Source organism: Pseudarthrobacter sp. As-47 (assembly GCF_058215595.1).
This window is the reverse complement of record NZ_CM177088.1, coordinates 2,071,422-2,087,227: the sequence shown is the minus strand read 5'-3', so window position 1 is coordinate 2,087,227 and position 15,806 is coordinate 2,071,422. Positions and strand designations below refer to the sequence as shown.

Annotated in this window: 13 protein-coding genes; 3 read left to right on the top strand and 10 right to left on the bottom strand. The window is 66.3% G+C overall.

Annotation, left to right across the window (positions count from 1 at the left end; all coding sequences use genetic code 11):
* Positions 1-16: 16 nt before the first annotated feature.
* Positions 17-1,405 carry a sigma 54-interacting transcriptional regulator gene (locus AC4BCK_RS09655; RefSeq protein WP_490566866.1) on the bottom strand — a complete coding sequence of 463 codons (1,389 nt, stop codon included), beginning with the start codon at positions 1,403-1,405 and terminating at the stop codon, positions 17-19.
* A 108-nt stretch (positions 1,406-1,513) separates the two neighbouring features.
* On the opposite strand from AC4BCK_RS09655, the gene AC4BCK_RS09650 reads away from it, so the two are divergent.
* Positions 1,514-2,314 carry a glycosyltransferase family A protein gene (locus AC4BCK_RS09650; protein WP_366279725.1) on the top strand — a complete coding sequence of 267 codons (801 nt, stop codon included), beginning with the start codon at positions 1,514-1,516 and terminating at the stop codon, positions 2,312-2,314.
* Positions 2,315-2,317: 3 nt separating this feature from the next.
* On the opposite strand, the gene AC4BCK_RS09645 is transcribed toward AC4BCK_RS09650, so the two are convergent.
* From AC4BCK_RS09645 to AC4BCK_RS09620, 6 genes are all read right to left on the bottom strand, one after another.
* The gene (locus AC4BCK_RS09645) at positions 2,318-3,265 is read right to left on the bottom strand and encodes an alpha/beta fold hydrolase (protein ID WP_364407976.1); all 948 of its coding nucleotides are present in this window, start codon (positions 3,263-3,265) and stop codon (positions 2,318-2,320) included.
* Positions 3,225-4,349, bottom strand: coding sequence for an alpha/beta hydrolase (locus tag AC4BCK_RS09640; RefSeq protein ID WP_366279722.1), 1,125 nt, complete (start codon positions 4,347-4,349; stop codon positions 3,225-3,227). Before AC4BCK_RS09640 ends, AC4BCK_RS09645 begins: the two co-directional genes overlap by 41 nt.
* 56 nt (positions 4,350-4,405) lie before the next feature.
* Positions 4,406-5,065, bottom strand: coding sequence for a cyclodeaminase/cyclohydrolase family protein (locus AC4BCK_RS09635; RefSeq protein WP_366279720.1), 660 nt, complete (start codon positions 5,063-5,065; stop codon positions 4,406-4,408).
* A 77-nt stretch (positions 5,066-5,142) separates the two neighbouring features.
* A complete protein-coding gene (locus AC4BCK_RS09630) occupies positions 5,143-5,787 on the bottom strand; it encodes a dihydrofolate reductase family protein (RefSeq protein WP_366279717.1) in 645 nt (214 codons plus the stop codon).
* Between the two features lie 108 nt (positions 5,788-5,895).
* Positions 5,896-6,927 carry an aldo/keto reductase gene (locus AC4BCK_RS09625; protein ID WP_436055788.1) on the bottom strand — a complete coding sequence of 344 codons (1,032 nt, stop codon included), beginning with the start codon at positions 6,925-6,927 and terminating at the stop codon, positions 5,896-5,898.
* Between the two features lie 17 nt (positions 6,928-6,944).
* Positions 6,945-7,823 carry an SMP-30/gluconolactonase/LRE family protein gene (locus AC4BCK_RS09620; RefSeq protein WP_490566865.1) on the bottom strand — a complete coding sequence of 293 codons (879 nt, stop codon included), beginning with the start codon at positions 7,821-7,823 and terminating at the stop codon, positions 6,945-6,947.
* A 255-nt stretch (positions 7,824-8,078) separates the two neighbouring features.
* Here AC4BCK_RS09620 and AC4BCK_RS09615 point away from each other — a divergent pair, with 255 nt between their 5' ends.
* Positions 8,079-9,308, top strand: a complete 1,230-nt coding sequence (locus AC4BCK_RS09615; protein WP_490566864.1) for a S8 family peptidase — start codon at positions 8,079-8,081, stop codon at positions 9,306-9,308.
* Between the two features lie 67 nt (positions 9,309-9,375).
* On the top strand, positions 9,376-11,616 hold the full coding sequence (locus tag AC4BCK_RS09610) for a DNA/RNA non-specific endonuclease (RefSeq protein WP_490566863.1): 2,241 nt from the start codon (positions 9,376-9,378) through the stop codon (positions 11,614-11,616).
* 34 nt (positions 11,617-11,650) lie between these two features.
* Here AC4BCK_RS09610 and AC4BCK_RS09605 read toward each other — a convergent pair whose 3' ends face one another.
* The 3 genes from AC4BCK_RS09605 to AC4BCK_RS09595 form a co-directional block, all read right to left on the bottom strand.
* Positions 11,651-12,328 (bottom strand): HNH endonuclease family protein, encoded by a 678-nt coding sequence (locus AC4BCK_RS09605; protein WP_374724844.1) that lies wholly within the window; start codon positions 12,326-12,328, stop codon positions 11,651-11,653.
* A 330-nt stretch (positions 12,329-12,658) separates the two neighbouring features.
* Positions 12,659-14,785 (bottom strand): alpha-galactosidase, encoded by a 2,127-nt coding sequence (locus AC4BCK_RS09600; protein ID WP_490566862.1) that lies wholly within the window; start codon positions 14,783-14,785, stop codon positions 12,659-12,661.
* Between the two features lie 8 nt (positions 14,786-14,793).
* Positions 14,794-15,762, bottom strand: a complete 969-nt coding sequence (locus AC4BCK_RS09595; protein ID WP_251420187.1) for a glycoside hydrolase family protein — start codon at positions 15,760-15,762, stop codon at positions 14,794-14,796.
* Between the last annotated feature and the right edge of the window lie 44 nt (positions 15,763-15,806).

Genomic DNA, 15,806 nt, shown 5'->3' with positions numbered 1-15,806 from the left:
CACGCACGGTGGCGCCCTACCCGTACACCGTTTCTTCGTCGTCGGACTCCTTGGAGATCCGCCGGGCCAGGTAGAGCCCTTCCAGCGCCAGTTCGATGGCGGCGGCCCGCTGGCCCTCGTTCCCGGCGCCGAGGCGGCTGCCGATCTCGTCGTAGAGCCCGGACCCGTTCAAGGACGGCAGGTTCCCGAGGAATTCACGTGCTGTCACGTGCTCCCCGGTGGTCACGGTGGTGTGCCCGTCCAGCGCTGCCACCAGCGGGCCCAGGTCAAGGCCCTGGAAATGCGCCCGCACGGCTTCGGCCGTGGCCGTGCGCAGCAGGTGGTCAAGGACGGCCTGTTCACGCCCTTCCTCACCGGATTCGAATTCGATCTTGCCGCTGAGGACTTCAACGGCGGTGTCCAGGTCCACGATCCGCGCGACGGCCTCGGCTTCGCCGCGCATGCTGGCTCGGCGGAGGGCCGCGGCGGCCACTGTTTCGGCGCCGGCAATGGCGAACCGCGCCGACACCCCGGAGGTCTGGTTGATCGCCGGGGACTGCCTCAGCGCATGGGTGTAGCGGGCCAGGATTTCGAGGATCACCGGCGGGACGTCGGCCACCAGGTGCCCCTCCTGCCGGATCACGGACACCTCGTCGTCGAGCTCTATGGGGTAATGCGTCCTGATCTCCGCGCCGAAGCGGTCCTTCAGCGGCGTGATGATCCTGCCGCGGTTGGTGTAGTCCTCCGGGTTGGCGGACGCGACCACCAGCACGTCCAGCGGAAGGCGGAGCACGTAGCCACGGATCTGGATGTCCCGCTCCTCCATCACGTTGAGCATGGACACCTGGATCCGTTCGGCAAGGTCCGGCAGTTCGTTGATGGCGATGATGCCGCGGTTGGAGCGCGGGACAAGGCCGTAGTGGATGGTTTCCGGGTCCCCGAGGCGCCGCCCCTCGGCCACCCGCATCGGGTCGACGTCGCCAATGAGGTCCGCAACGGAGGTGTCCGGCGTCGCGAGTTTCTCCACGTAGCGTTCCGACCGGTGGCGCCAGGCTACCCGCAGCCGGTCGCCCTTGGTCAGGGCAAGGGCGCGGGAATGCTCGGTAATCGGATCGAACGGGTGTTCATTCAGTTCGGACCCCTCGATGATGGGTGACCATTCATCCAGGAGCCCGGCCAGGGTGCGCAGGAGCCGCGTCTTGCCCTGCCCCCGCTCGCCGAGCAGGACCACGTCATGCCCGGCAAGCAGCGCACGCTCGAGCTGGGGGAGCACCGTCCGGCCGAAGCCGTAGATCCCCGGCCACGGATCCTTGCCGCCCGCGAGCGCGGCGAGCAGGTTTCCGCGGATTTCCTGGCGCAGGTCCTTGAGGACGTGGCCGGAGGCACGCAATTCACCAGCGGTGAAGATATCGGGACGATCAGTCACCCCTCCACCGTAGCCCCGCACTATGGGTGACAAAAGCCCCTGCCGGTGCGCGCTTCCATCCCCCAGCATTGGTGCAGAGGTTGCCGCGTGGAACATGGAGGTGATGGCGTGTCCAGGGAGCCCGCAGGGAACGCGCTAACAGTCTCGGTGGTCATTCCCACCCGCAATGACGCCGCAATGCTCAGGGCGTGCCTGCACCTGCTGTCCCGGCAAACCCGGCCCGCGGACGAGATCATCGTGGTGGACAATGCCAGCAGCGACGATACCGCCGCCGTTTGCAGCGCAGCCGGGGTACGGCGGATTCCCGTCGATGTGCCGGGCATTCCGGCAACCACGGCTGCCGGCTTCGATGCGGCGGCGGGAGACATCATTGCCCGGCTGGACACGGACTCCAGGCCCCCGCCGGACTGGCTGGAACGGGTGGAAACCGTCCTTGGCGCCGCGGGCCCGCTGTCCCTGGTGACTGGACCCGGCGAGTTCTACGGCGGGCGCCGCTGGGTCCGGTGGGCCGGAAGGCATGTCTTCCTGGGCGGTTACTTCTCGGTGGTGGGATTCCTCCTGGGCCATACGCCCGTTTACGGGTCGAACTTCGCGCTACGGCGGGCGGTGTGGCAGGAGATCGGCGGAAGCGTGGTGAGGGACAACGCCGATGTCCACGACGACCTTGACATCTCGTACCACCTCCGCCCGGAGATGACGGTCATCTATGACCCCACCCTGGCGATGGGCGTCTCCTCCCGGCCGCTTACCAGCTGGCCGTCCTTCCGCCGCCATATCCGCATGTCGCTGACCACCTTCCGGGTGGAGTTCGGGGAGGAACCTCCGCTCCGGCGCCGCCGGAAGCGGGTACGGGCACGGCGGGGGCGGGAGGCCCGGCGCAGGCGGGCAGGAACAGGCGACGGCGGATAGCGCTCACGCAGGCCCGCTGTCCTTCGCGTACAGGGCAAGAAGATCGCGGCTGAACTGGTGAGGGGACGTCTCGCACGGACTGTGCCCGCCCCGGTAAACGGCAATCCTGGCACCAATGGCCTGCGCGAACAGCCGGTGCAGCTGCAAGGGCCAGAGATCGTGTTCGCCCACCGCCACGAATTTCGGGAGGTCCGCGGCGGCCAGGAGGCCGCGCAGGTCCGGGACGTTCTTCATCAGCACGTAGATGTCACGGACCGCAGCGCGCCGGGTGAAGCGGAACCGGTAGTTGACGAACTTCTGCCGGCTCCTGGGCACGCGGACGAAGCTCCGGCGGATGCCCCAGATGAGCAGGGCCGCACCGATCCGTCCGTTGGCCCAGCTGCTGAACCTGCCAATCCGGCTCACGCTGCGGAAGCTTTGCCCGGGTTCCGGCGGACAGCTCAGGAGCGTGAGCGTCCGGAACTGGTCCGGCCGCTGCGAGTAGGCAATCTGGACAACGATTGCGGCGAATGAATAGCCCACCACGTGGGCCGGTTTCCCGGCACTTTCAAGGACGGCAAGGAAGTCGCCCACGAAGAGTCCGTAGTCGTAGTGCAGCCGTGGCGGCACCAGGTTTTCGGGTCCCGCCGCCGCCGATTCGTACTGGCCGGCCATGTCGTAGCTCAGCACGAAGTAGCCGGCCGCGGCCAGGTCCGGCATCATCAGCGAAAAGTCCTCTTTGGAGCCCGTGGCGCCCGGAACCAGGATGATCCAGGGGTCAAGGGGGCTGCCCATGGCCCGTGCCGCGAGCTGCCCGCTGGGTGCCGGGATCCGCAAGGACCGCGATCCCGGCGGCGGGCTGGCCCAGTCGACGTCGCCCAGCCCTGCATCGAGGAGGGCAGCCTCGTCCACGCGGGCCGAACCGAACTCGTCAGGGCTGACCCCCAACGGCGGCTGGTCCTGGGCTCCCATCGTCCCAAGATAGCCCCGATGCCCGCGTTTCGTCAGAGGCGTGGGCCGCGGGGCGCTGCGTGACCTTACGGACGAAGTCGTGCAGCCGGAGGTACACCTCCTGGGATTCCGGATAACGGTAGTCCTGCTGCCACGTGTGTTCCGTATTGGCGTTGGACCACTGGTAGATCAGGGTGTCCACCGGAACGCCGTGGAATGTGAGCCTGCTGATGAAATTGATATTGGCCTCGTAAAGGAAGTCACGTTCCGAGGTAGTGACGAATACCGGCGGGAACCGCTCGTCGAGCCACTCGATGGGGGACATGAAGCCGGCCTGGGTCTTCAGCCGTTCGATGGATTCCGGCGTGGTGAAGGGGTTTCGGATCCGGCTCCGTGCCGGGCCTGCCGGGGGCAGCAGCATGCGGACAAAGTTCAGGCTCATGATGAAGCCGCTCTTGAAGAACACGGAAAAATCAACCACGCTGCAGTGCTGCACAAGGCCCCTCAGGTGATGCCCGGCCACGGCAGCGCGGAGGGAGTAGTGTGCTGCGAGCTCGGGCCGCACCGTGGCAGCCGTGAGCAAAGCGGCGATCTGTCCCCCGGCGGAGTCGCCACCCAGGACCACGCGTTCGGGATCACCCCCGTAACGCCCAATGTTGCTGCGGACCCACGCTACCGCGGCGTTGGCGTCATGGAGCACATGGCCCATGTGGAAGCGGGGCGGCCTGCGGTAGTTGACGTTGACTACCACCATCCCGCCCGACGCCTGGTTGGCGCAGTACTTGGTGACGGCCGATTTGTCCCCGGAGGTCCACCCTCCGCCGTGGAAATACACGTAGACGGGAAGGGCCCTGGCCCCGTGAAGCACGGTGTTCCGGGGCGTGAGCACGTCGAGCCGGTGCCCGGCAGCCCCGTCGTCTGCGTAGGGGATGTCATGGACGTAATCGACGTCGGTGCGGGGATCCATGTTGAACCTGGCCCGTTCGCGGGAGCTCACGCCCGCCATCAGGAGCCGCCAGCTCCACACCGGTACCCGGCGCAACAAGCCCCGCACTTTCCGTGCCGGCGAAAAGGTGCTGCGTGGATCCCGGACCGCCCTGGTCATCCCTTAATGGTACCGGGCGGGACCCTTCACAAGCGGCCTGGCAGTGGTGCGGGAGGTCAGTCCAGGTCGGTGGGCGCTGCCCGGTCATCCACGGCTGCGGTGAGATGGTCAATGCGATCGAGGGCTGCGGTCAACTGCTCAACGGCCGACCACAGGCCCGGGTGCTGTTCCCTGATCTGCTCCAGCGTGGCCCCGGCAGACCGGAGGGTGGCAAGGTCGAAGCTGACGTTCGTACGCGCCCCCGCTACCGCCGCCCTCAGGGCGCCGAATCCGACGACGACATCGGCGATGAGCGCCGGGTTGCCGTTGGCGGCAAGCCAGCCAAGGTCGTCAATGGCAGCGACAGCCCGCTCCCCCAGGAAGGCCGATGCCTTGGCTGCATCGACGGAGGCGCGGTGGATCGCCTGATCCCGTTCCGGGCCCTTTTCGAGCCGAAAGGCGGCGCCGAACGCTTCGGAGGCGGCAGCGTCGTCGTCGGCCAATTTAAGGGCGGCCTCCCGAAGAGCATGGGCGCGGGCATGCAGGGAGGCGAGTTCTGCCCGCTGGTCCTCCTGCGGTTCCGTGTAGCCGGCAACCATTGATGCCAGTGATGCGGCAATGGCAAGCATCACCCCGGTCCCGGCACCTCCGCCCGGTGAACCTTTGGACTCCGCCAGGGCACGCGTCCATTCCTCCACTGTTGAGCGCTGGGTGGTTACGGCATCGGTATCAGTCATGCCATCAAGTGTGCCCGGTGCCGGCCCGTCATCGTGGTTCATGTGGCGGGGCATCCACCGCCGGGGCGCTCCGCGGGTCAGTCGCTGCCCCCGCCAGACTGTCCCGGACCGTCCAGGACCGTGGGGATGTAGTCAAGCAGCTGCAGCCTCCCGTCGAAGGTCCGGCTGTCCACCATCTCGAGCGCAACGTCCGGATAGCCGTCGAAGATCCGTTCCCTGCCGGTGCGGCCCGTGATGAGAGGAAAGACCACCAGCCGGAACCTGTTTACCAGGCCGGCGTTCAGCAGCGACCGGCACAGGCTCAGGCTGCCGAGGGTGCTCAGGCGACCGGTGCCGTTCCGTTTCATGTCCTTCACGGCCCCCACGGCGTCCCCGCTGACCAGCGTCGAGTTCGGCCAGGGCAGCGGCCCCTGCAGCGTGGAGGAAAAGACGACCTTGGGCACGGCTGCAAGGCCGGTAAGGCTCGCCCCTTCTTCGTCGGAAAACCCCGTGCCTCCTGCCGCGGCTTCCTCCGACATGCCGGACATCAGCCGGTAGGTGTTCGCACCCAGAAGGTACGTGCACTCCTTGTGGCCCTCCTGCTCGAGCCAGGCCAGGTACTCCGGCCCTTCAAGGCCCCACCAGCCGGGCCATCCCTCCGCCGAGGCACAGCCGTCAAGCGAAATGATGAGGTCAACCATCAGCTCAACCGGGGATGGTTCCCGTTCAGATGCCGCACCCATGGCCGTCTCCTTTGGTGGCAGGTGCCGGCAATCGTAGCCCCGTGCCGGCAGGACCTTCAAGGCACGCGGTTGGTGACACACGTGCGCTACAAGGTGGTCCGCCGGGTGCTACCGTCCACCCTCGATCCTGCGGCTGCGCTGCTCGTCCGCCATCGGGCCGTACGGATAGACCCCTGTCCGGGGCTGGCTGACCCGGGTTAAATGGCCGGCCTCTTCCGTGCTGAGCTGCAGGCCCGCTGCGGCAAGGTTGTCGGCGAGCTGATCCGTGGTGCGGGCACCCAGGATCACCGAGGTCACAGCAGGCCTGTCCAGGAGCCACGCCAGCGCCACTTGGGAAGGACTCACTCCGCGGGCGGCCGCAATGTCTTCCACGGCACCGATGACCTCCCAGGTGCCGGGATTGCTGTTGCGTGCCTTCCAGGCCTCCATGCCGCGTTCGGGGTTCTCGCCGAGCCGTGTTGCACCCTTGGGGGCCTGGTCCCGCTTGTACTTGCCGGACAACCAGCCGCCTCCCAAGGGTGACCATGGCAGCAGCCCGATACCGGCGTCGAGCGCGGCAGGGACGATTTCGGATTCAATGTCCCGCACCAGCAGGCTGTACTGGGGCTGGAGGGTCACCGCCGGAGTCCAGCCGTGGGCGCGGGCAAGGTGGACGGCCTTGGTCAGCTGCCACCCCAGGAAGTTGGAGAAGCCGTAATAGGCGATCTTTCCGCGGCTGACCGAGTCGTCAAGGAAGCGCAGCGTCTCCTCGAGCGGGGTGATCGGGTCCCAGGCGTGCAGCTGGTACAGGTCGATCTGTTCCACGCCGAGGCGCCGGAGCGAGTCGTCCAGGGCGCGGATCAACCTCCGGCGGGACGTTCCGACGTCGTTCGGTCCCGTCCCCATCGGGAAACGGCCTTTGGTGGCTATCACCGCAGTGTCCTTGAGGTCCGGACGCCTGCCCAGCCAGCGTCCGATGATCTCTTCCGAAACTCCCGTGCTGTAGACGTCAGCCGTGTCGATGAAGTTGCCGCCGGCGTCGAAATAGCTGTCCAAGATGGCGTGTGATGATTCCTCTGTGGCCTCCGCCCCGAACGTCATGGTTCCCAGCGCGAGGGTGGACACGACCGTGCCGCTGTTTCCCAGGGTTCTGTAGTGCATGGTTGGCCTCTTTTGTGTCAGTTGGTGGACCGGGCAGCTGAGTCCCGGGTAGTGGTGCGGATCCGGTAAAGGCTGGTGGTTGCGGTGATGTAGAGGTCCTGGCCGTCCGGGCCTCCGAAGCACACGTTCGATACTTTTTCAGGCACGCGTACCGTGTCCAGGAGTTCGAATGACGGTGAATAGACACGCACTTCCGGCCCGGCTGAGGTCCAGATCCGCCCCTGGACGTCCACGCGCAAGCCGTCGGCAGCATGGTCTTCGTCAAGTTCGACGGCGGGAGCACGGCGTGTGCACGCGCCGCCCCGCACGTCGTAGGAGGCGATCCGCAGTGGCACTCCGTGGTCCGGACCGGCCGTGTCCGTCACGTAAAGGACCGCCTCATCAGGCGAGAACGCCAGCCCGTTCGGATACACGAGGTCCGTCACCACAGCCGTGAGGGACCCGGAGCCAGGCACGAACCGGAACACGTAGCAGCCCCCGTACTCCTGCTCCCCCTCGTGCCCTTCCCTGGTTCCCGGAAGGATCCCGTAGGGCGGGTCGGTGAACCAGACGCTGGAGTCGCGGGCAACCACGACGTCGTTGGGTGAGTTCAGCCGCCTGCCCTGGAAGGAGTCAACCAGTACTGTCACTGTCCCCCCGACGTCCCGCTCGACGCGGCGGCTCCCGTGGCTGCACTGCACAACGCTGCCGTCGGCGTCGAGGGTCCGGCCGTTGGTGAACCCGGCTCCGGTGGCGTATTCACGGGTGGTACCCGTGGCCGCCTCGAACTCAAGGATGCGGTTGTTGGGAATATCGCTCCACCGCACGGTCTGCGAGGACGGAACCCACACGGGCCCCTCCGCCCACACCGAGCCCGTGGACAGGCACTCCAGCTTGCCTTCCGTCAGTACGCCCACCAGAGTCCCTTCACGATGCAGGTTGTGGAGCCGTTGCAGTGCCCAATGCCTGGCGCGCCGCCCGGCCCGCGCATTACGGAAAACGATAGCGCGGGGTGGACGATTTTCTGTCCATGCCGTGCACGCAGTAACGCTGATGTAACGCTTCCGGGCGTAGAACTGGCGACGTGTGGGACCACCACGCCGCTGATACGTTCACTGCCGCAGCTGCGCCACTGGCGCAGACCGTTCCGTGTAGAGGCCAAGGAGCCCAGGATGTCCAACCGGTTAAACCAGAAAATCATGATTCTGCGCGCGCCTTCCCTCGGCGCCACCCGTGACCCGTTCGATGGCCCGGGGGCGTCCCCGGGGCTCGAAAGCACCGCCCAGAACATCGCCGAACGCGCTGTCAGCATGACGGTGGAAAGTGACGAGAACCCCTCCGGCTCAACCCTCAACGCCCTGCGGAACGACCCCACGGTCCTCGGCTTCGCTCCCGCCATGCCCATGAAACTCATCGAACCCTTCGACGCCGATACTGCACCGTCCGCGGCGGCAACGTGGGGCGTCAAGGCCGTGGGCGCACACACCTCGCCGTTCTCCGGTGCCGGGGTGACGGTCGCGGTCCTGGACACCGGCATCGCCGCCAACCACCCGGCCTTCGCCGGCGTCAACCTGGTCACAAAAGACTTCACCGGCGCCGGCAGCGCCGAAGACGACAACGGCCATGGCACCCACTGCGCCGGCACGATCTTTGGCCGCGACATCTCAGGGCAGAGGATCGGCGTCGCAACGGGCGTCCAGAAAGCGGTGATCGGCAAAGTTCTCGGAGGCCCCAACGGCGGCAGCAGCGACATCCTGGCCTCCGCCATGCTCTGGGCCGCCGACAACGGCGCCCACGTCATCTCCATGTCGCTGGGCATCGACTTCCCGGGCTGGGTGGACGAGCTGGTGAAGGTGCACGGCCTGTCCATTCCCGCCGCCACCTCCATAGCGCTTGAAGGCTACCGTGCCAACGTGCGGCTGTTCGAACAGCTCGCCAACCTTCTCAACGCGCGGGCCTCCGTCGCCCAGACGACGATCGTGGTCGCAGCCGCCGGCAATGAGAGCGAACGCACCGGCAACCCCGCATATGAGATCAATGTGGCCCCACCGGCCGCGGCCTTCGGTATTACGTCCGTGGCCGCCCTGGCCGACGGCGGCGGCGGACTTACCGTGGCCCCCTTCTCGAACACGATGGCCACGGTGGCCGGTCCCGGCGTCGGGGTCTTCAGCGCCTGGCTCAACGGCGGAACCAAGACGATCAGCGGGACGAGCATGGCCACCCCGCACGTGGCCGGCGTGGCGGCCCTGTGGGCTGAACGGCTCCTGGCGCAGGGACCCCTCAGCCCCGTCCTCCTCCAGGCCAAACTCATCGCTTCCGGAACGTTCAAGCCCCTCAAGGCCGGCACGGACCCCGTGGACGTTGGGGCGGGCCTGGTCCAGGCGCCAACAAATGCAAACTAGCGCGGCCAGGCGTTCCATCCGACGCTGTCAGTCGCCGGCCTGAAGTAGTAGTCCAAGGAGCAGACCCATGGTCATACCGGACGACGTGCTCACCGCCACCCAGGCGCGCTTCCAGGCACGCAAAGGTCCACGCGCGGGGACGGAGGAAAAGATCGCGGAGGCACACACCCCGCAGGGAAGCATCCTCAACGTGGACGCGCCGGAACGGGTGGAACTGCGCAGCCGTCGCGTCATGCGCCAGCCGGTAGTAAGGGACGCGCTCAAGGCGACGGCGGAAACCTCGCCGGCAGCCCGTGGCCAGGTGCGGGACGAGCTGGTGCTGGAGCGGATCATCGGCGGGAACAACCTGCTGGGCATCGCTTTCCTGGAGTTGGGCACGGCGGTGGCACGCAGTGTGGGGAGGGTCATTGTCCGTGACCGGTTCCAGATCCGCTCCTTCGGCACGGGGTTCATGATCTCGCCGCGCCTGGCCCTGACGAACAACCACGTGTTGGCAGACGCCCAGTCTGCCCGCTTTTCCAGGCTGGAATTCAACTTCCAGAACGGCGTCAGCGGCCTTCCGCTGGCTGCATCGCAGTTTGACCTCGAGCCGGACACCTTCTTCCGGACGGACTCCGGACTGGATGTCACCGTGGTGGCGGTGGCAGCGGCCTCACGTCCGGACGGGGCGGGTGCCTCGGTTCCGCTGGCCGGCTTCGGCTTCAACCGCACATCGAAGGAGCAGGGCAAGATCCTGCTGGGAGAGTCCATCAACATCATCCAGCACCCGGAAGGCCAGGAGAAGCAGCTCGCGCTGCAGCAGAACGAACTCATCGACCGCTTTGACCAGTTCCTGCACTACCACACGGACACCTCTCCAGGCTCCTCCGGTTCACCGCTCTTCAACAACCAGTGGGAAGTCCTGGGCCTGCACCATTCCGGCGTCCCTGCCCGCAATGCGGCAGGCGACATCCTGACGGTGGACGGCACCGTGTGGGACAGCACGCAGGATGAGCTGCGGATCCAGTGGGTGGCCAATGAGGGAATCCGGATCAGCAGCATCCTGGCCTGGCTGGGAGCGAACGCCGACGGCATGACCAACGAAGAACGGGCCCTGCTGGAGGAAGCACTGAACCCGCCTCCCCTGCCGGCCGACCCGCCCCACCCGGTGGAACTTCCGGACCCGGTAAAACTGGACCCGGTGGTGGAACGGCAGGGCCCGGTGGAGGTCCAACTGCCTCAACCGGTGGAGCAGCCAGTCGCCACGGCGGAGGGGGCCGTGTCCCTCACCATCCCCCTGCACATCACGGTCCGGCTCGGTGCAGTGCAGGCGGCACACGAACCGGCCCCCTCGTCCGCAGGCCGGACCGCGGGCCCTGGCAGCGGGGACGCCGTTGGTCCGGGCAGCGGGGACGCCATCGGCACGGGAAGTGCGCTGGCCGAGGAAGCCGTGGCGATAGACCCCGACTACGAGGGAAGAAAGGGCTACGACCCCGACTTCCTGGATGTGCCTGTACCGCTGCCGGTGCTCACGGCGGAACAGCGTGCGGAGGCGGCGCAGAACCGTCGCCCGGCCCAGGGGCAGGACCCGACAGTGCTGAACTACCATCACTTCAGCCTCGTCATGCACCGCAGCAGGCGGCTGGCCCTCTACACAGCCGTGAACGTCGATGGCCGGCTCAGCCAGTCCCCCAAGCGGGACCGCGACAAGTGGTACTTCGACCCCCGGCTGGACCGGTCGGAGCAGATTGGCGGGGACCTCTATGCCGGCAACGACTTTGACCGCGGCCACCTCGTCCGCCGCCTGGATCCGGCCTGGGGTCCCGACGCCGCTGCAAAGGCTGCGAACGACGATACGTTCCACTTCACCAATTGCTCCCCGCAGCACAAGAACTTCAACCAGGGTGCGTCTTTGTGGGCCGGCCTGGAAGACTACGTGCTGGACACGGCGAAGGCTGAAAAGCTGCGGCTCAGTGTGTTTACCGGCCCTGTCTTCACAGCCAATGATCCGGAGTTCCAGGCCGCCCGCATCCCGCTGTCGTTCTGGAAGATGCTCGTGTTCCAGCGTCCGGACGGCAGCCATTCCGCCAGCGCGTACATGATCAGCCAGCATGAACTGGTGGAGGGCATTCTCAGGGAGGCCTTCACACCGGTCACCTTCCAGGTACCCATCCGCAGGATCAGTGAACTCACCGGACTGGACTTCGGCCACCTCTTCGGCTGGGACCCGATGAACGACGAATTCGAACCCCTCCCCCGGGCCCAGGAAGCGCTGGCCACACCAACTCCCGCCCGTGAGCTCCGTACGTTGGAGGACGTGCAGTTGTAGCCGGTTGCCCTAATGCCGGGAAGCCGGGGTGGATCTACCGGCAGCCTTCAAGAATGCTGGCGACCGCGTCGTGTTCGGCTTGTGTGACCCAGAGTTTGTACGTGGCCTTGACGGCCGTTTGGCGTGCCACGTATTCGCATCGGAAGGCCTTGTTCGGAGGCAGCCACGTGGCGGCGTCCCTGTCGCCCTTGGCGCTGTTGGTTGGCCCGTCTGCAGCCATGAGGTTCAGCGGGTCGTTGGCGAGTTCTTTGCGCTGGTTGGCGCTGAGTTGCTGCGCGCCCTTCTGCCAGGCGTCGCTGAGTGGCACGATGTGATCGATCTGCACGTCGGAGCTGGTGTCCTGACCGCGGGTGAAATTGATGGTCGCGCCGGTGTACTTATCGGCCAGGGTACCGGCGGTGACAACGCAGTTGTTGGTGCCGGCCTTGAACGTTTCGCCGGTCAGGTCCCGGGCGAGGATGTCATTGCGGGTGTCGCAGCCGTTGCGGTCGACGTCAGCCCAGGCTGGTCCGAACTCGTCCCGGCTATAGCCCGTCTTAGGGGCGCGGCCCTTCACCGGGATGCCCTGCAGCAGCTCAAGGGCCTGGGCAACATCAACGGCAAGGGACGGGTCGGCAGCGGCCGGGGCCTCGGCTGCGCTGCCTTGAGCGGATTCAAGAACCTCAAGGGCGCTGGCTGCAGCGTCACAACTGGCGAGGGAGCCGGCCAGCAGGAGGGAGGCTGCCAGGGTCAGGGTCTGGGCGGCGGAGCGGATGATGTGAACGGTCCTTCTGTTGCAGCGGGCTGTTCCACGCTAGCTTCGACTGCCGCCTGCGGCCGGGAGGCGGGTCCGTGGTGCCAGCCACACGCCGAGTTCTTTGGTCCCCCCAGAAAGCCGCTTCGACGGCGGCACTCAGGTGAGTGCCGCCGTCGAATTTTAATGTACGGCTGGCTTAGGGGAGTTTGATCAGCCGGTACAGAACCACCTGGTCGGGGCGAAGTCTGGGCGACGCGACACCAACCTTTTCCAGCAGACCGCCAGCGAACACGGCCCCCGGGAAGCTTATGTCGTCCGAACGGCTGCCCGCAGCGACGTCCGTTCAATGTGTATTTCGGAGGCCTTCGGCTGGCCCCACCATTTCGGCGGGACCAGTCCGGATGGTGTGGATCCGGTGAAGACCGGCGCCACGTGGTATCGCACCTCGGGGTCGAATCCTCGCAAGCGGAGGCGCCCGGTCGGGTCCGGGTAAAGGCTGTCCAGTGCCGCTTGCGCGAAGATCGCTTCGGAGCGATCCGGGCTGACGACGCCGTGTACGAGTACTTGGGCATCGGGACCGTCCATGCGGATCACGTCCCCGCTGAGCAGCAGCCCGCGTTCCTGTTTGTAGAAGGAGATCCACCGGCGCAGGCTGTCGAGTTCCTTCTCGGTGGCGGTGGCAAGGTCCCATTCGACACCGAGGTATCCGAAGACGGCGGTACCCGCGCGGAACGACAGGTCGTGTTGGCGGCCGGTGGTGTGGGAACGGCCTGATGCGATGTGTGATCCCAGGTATTCGGGTGGAAGCAGCTGCGTGGTCCAGCGGAGCATTGTTTGCCGGTCGTGGGGGTCGATGTTGTCCGACACCCAAACCCGGTCTGTGTGCTCCAGAACGCCGAGGTCTACGCGGGCTCCGCCTGAAGAGCATGACTCAATCTCCAGTCCGGGATGTTCCGAACGGATCTCCTCAAGCAGCGCGTAGAACGCCAGCGTCTGCCGGTGGACACCGGGACGCCCGCCCTCCAGCTGGTTTCCCGCCTCAATGAGGTCCCGGTTGTGGTCCCATTTGATGTAGTCCAGCTTGTACTCGGCCAGGAGGGCGAGGATTTGCTTCTTGACGTGCTCGTAGGCCTCGGGGATGCCAAGGTTCAGGACCTGCTGGCTGCGCGATTCAACAGGCCAGTCGGAACGGGCCGCCATGATCCACTCCGGATGGGCGCGGGCCACATCGCTGTCCGGGTTGACCATCTCGGGTTCGAACCATAGCCCGAACTGCATCCCGAGGTCGTGGACGCGGTCCACCAGCGGGTGCAGCCCGGCAGGCCATACATCCGGAGAGACAACCCAGTCCCCCAATCCTGAGGTGTCGTCGCGGCGCGAACCGAACCAGCCGTCGTCGAGCACGTAGCGCTCAACGCCGGCGGCAGCGGCACGTTCTGCCAGGTCCATGAGTTTTTGTTCGTCGTGGTCGAAGTAGACGGCTTCCCACACGTTCAGGGTCACGGGGCGATCTGCGGATACCGGAGAAGTGCGGCTCCGCACATGGGCATGGAAACGGCTGGCAACGGCGTCAAGGCCTGTCCCGTACGAGGCGTAAACCCAGGGGCTCCGATAGGTGTCACCGGGGCCCAGCCGGACTTCGCCGGGAAGAAGCAGTTCGCCGCCGCCGAGCAGCTGGTCGCCGAAGAAGCGTTCGGCGAAATGGTGGTGGTTTCCGCTCCATGCCGTGTGGACGGCCCAGACTTCACCGTTGCCGAAGCCGAATCCAGGAGTTCCGGCGTGCAGTATGAAGGCGCTGTCCGAGCCGGTCCGGCCCTTTCGGTTCTCACGGAGGTGCGTCCCTGTGCGCAGGGTTCCGCGCTGCGGAACCCGTTCAAAGTTGTGGCTTCCCGCGAAATCGAGCAATTCCGTTGCTTCAGCAGGAATCGGGAAGGCCAGGGAGACATCGTCGAGCGCGTACGTCTTTTCGTGCAGGTTGGTCAGCTTCGCCCGGCTGCGCATCAGCCCGCCGGGAAGCAGGTCCAAGGTCAGGTCAAGGCGCAGCCGCTGTGCGTCGTCGGTTGCGCTGACCAGCACCCGACCTGCTCCGGCCGATGCGAACCCGGTCACTGGTACGCCATTGAGGTGCACAGTGTGGACCCGGAATTTCGGCGACCACCCAATGCCGTCGAAGGAGCCACGCAGTCCTGGACGCCCCAACCAGCCTGAGTCCTGTCCGGGCATGAGGCCAGGCCGGGGTGGCACGCCGATGGTGCTGGAACCCGTGACGGGAGTACAGGCTCCCACCATTGTTCTTGCTTCTTCGGCAGTCAGCACGGGCAGTTGCCCTCCCCAGTGCAGAATTGCCGGTAATTGCCCGTTCGTGGCGTCGAGTACCACCGACACTCCACCTGCTGTCAGGTGCAGGATCGCACCCGGGTTCTGGCTGGGCATGGAGGTCCTCACAAGTCCTTGGGTGATGGGGCGGCGGTCAGGCTTCCGCGTGCGGGATCCCAGTGGACCGGCACGGGGTCGGACACCACGCCGTCGAAGGTGCCATCGCTGTTGGCGTCATGGCAGGCCATCATGAGCCATTGGCCGGACCTGTCCTGGACGAGTCTTCCGCTATAGAGCGGTGCCGTGGTGACTACCGCAGCGGATGCGACGTCGAAGGGACCACTGAGATGGCGGGTTTCGAGGCTCCAGATGCCGCCGCCGTCGAACCTTGCGGCTTTTCCGGCGGAAAGCGTATCTACGCCGCACGAGAACATCAGGAGGGTCCTGCCGTCCATCTCGACGGTCTGGGGGACCTCAAGGTGCCCGAATCCGGAGCCCGGCCGGCTGAGGGGTGGCCTGACTTCCCAGGACGAGAGGTCCGGTGATACTGCGTGGCCGACGACGCCGCGGTCATCGTCCTCACCCTCATTCGCGCGGGCGGTGATGAGCATGTGCCAGCCATCGCCGTCCGGGTCGGCGAAGACCCAGGGGTCCCGCCATGCTTCTTCCGGCCAGCTGCTGTCACCGTAGCGTTCGTACCAGCGGCGGTCAGGTTTCAGCACGACGGCGGGTTGCTTGGTCCAGGTGTAAAGGTCCGGGGACGTTGCAACACCGATGGCCTCGATGTTGTGGGTGTCATAAAAGCGCGCGCCGGTGTAGAACATCCGCCATATCCCGTCCGGGCCCTGGACCACGCTGCCCGTCCAGGTGGAGGTTGCGTCGAACGCCTCCGGATCATCTGGCTGCAGGACCACGCCGTGGGGTTCCCACGTGATCAGGTCCTGTGAGGTGGCGTGCCCGATCCGGGCATTGCGGTGCCGCAGGGCCGGGTCTCCCAGGCTCTTGGGGGCGTGGAGGTAGTACATGTGGAACGTGTCGCCGTCGTCGGCGATCCAGAAGTCCCACACCCATGAGTCTCTGAGGCTGAAAGCCAAAGTAATGCACCTGTCTTTTCGTTGAGGTGGGCCGGTTGGGTCGA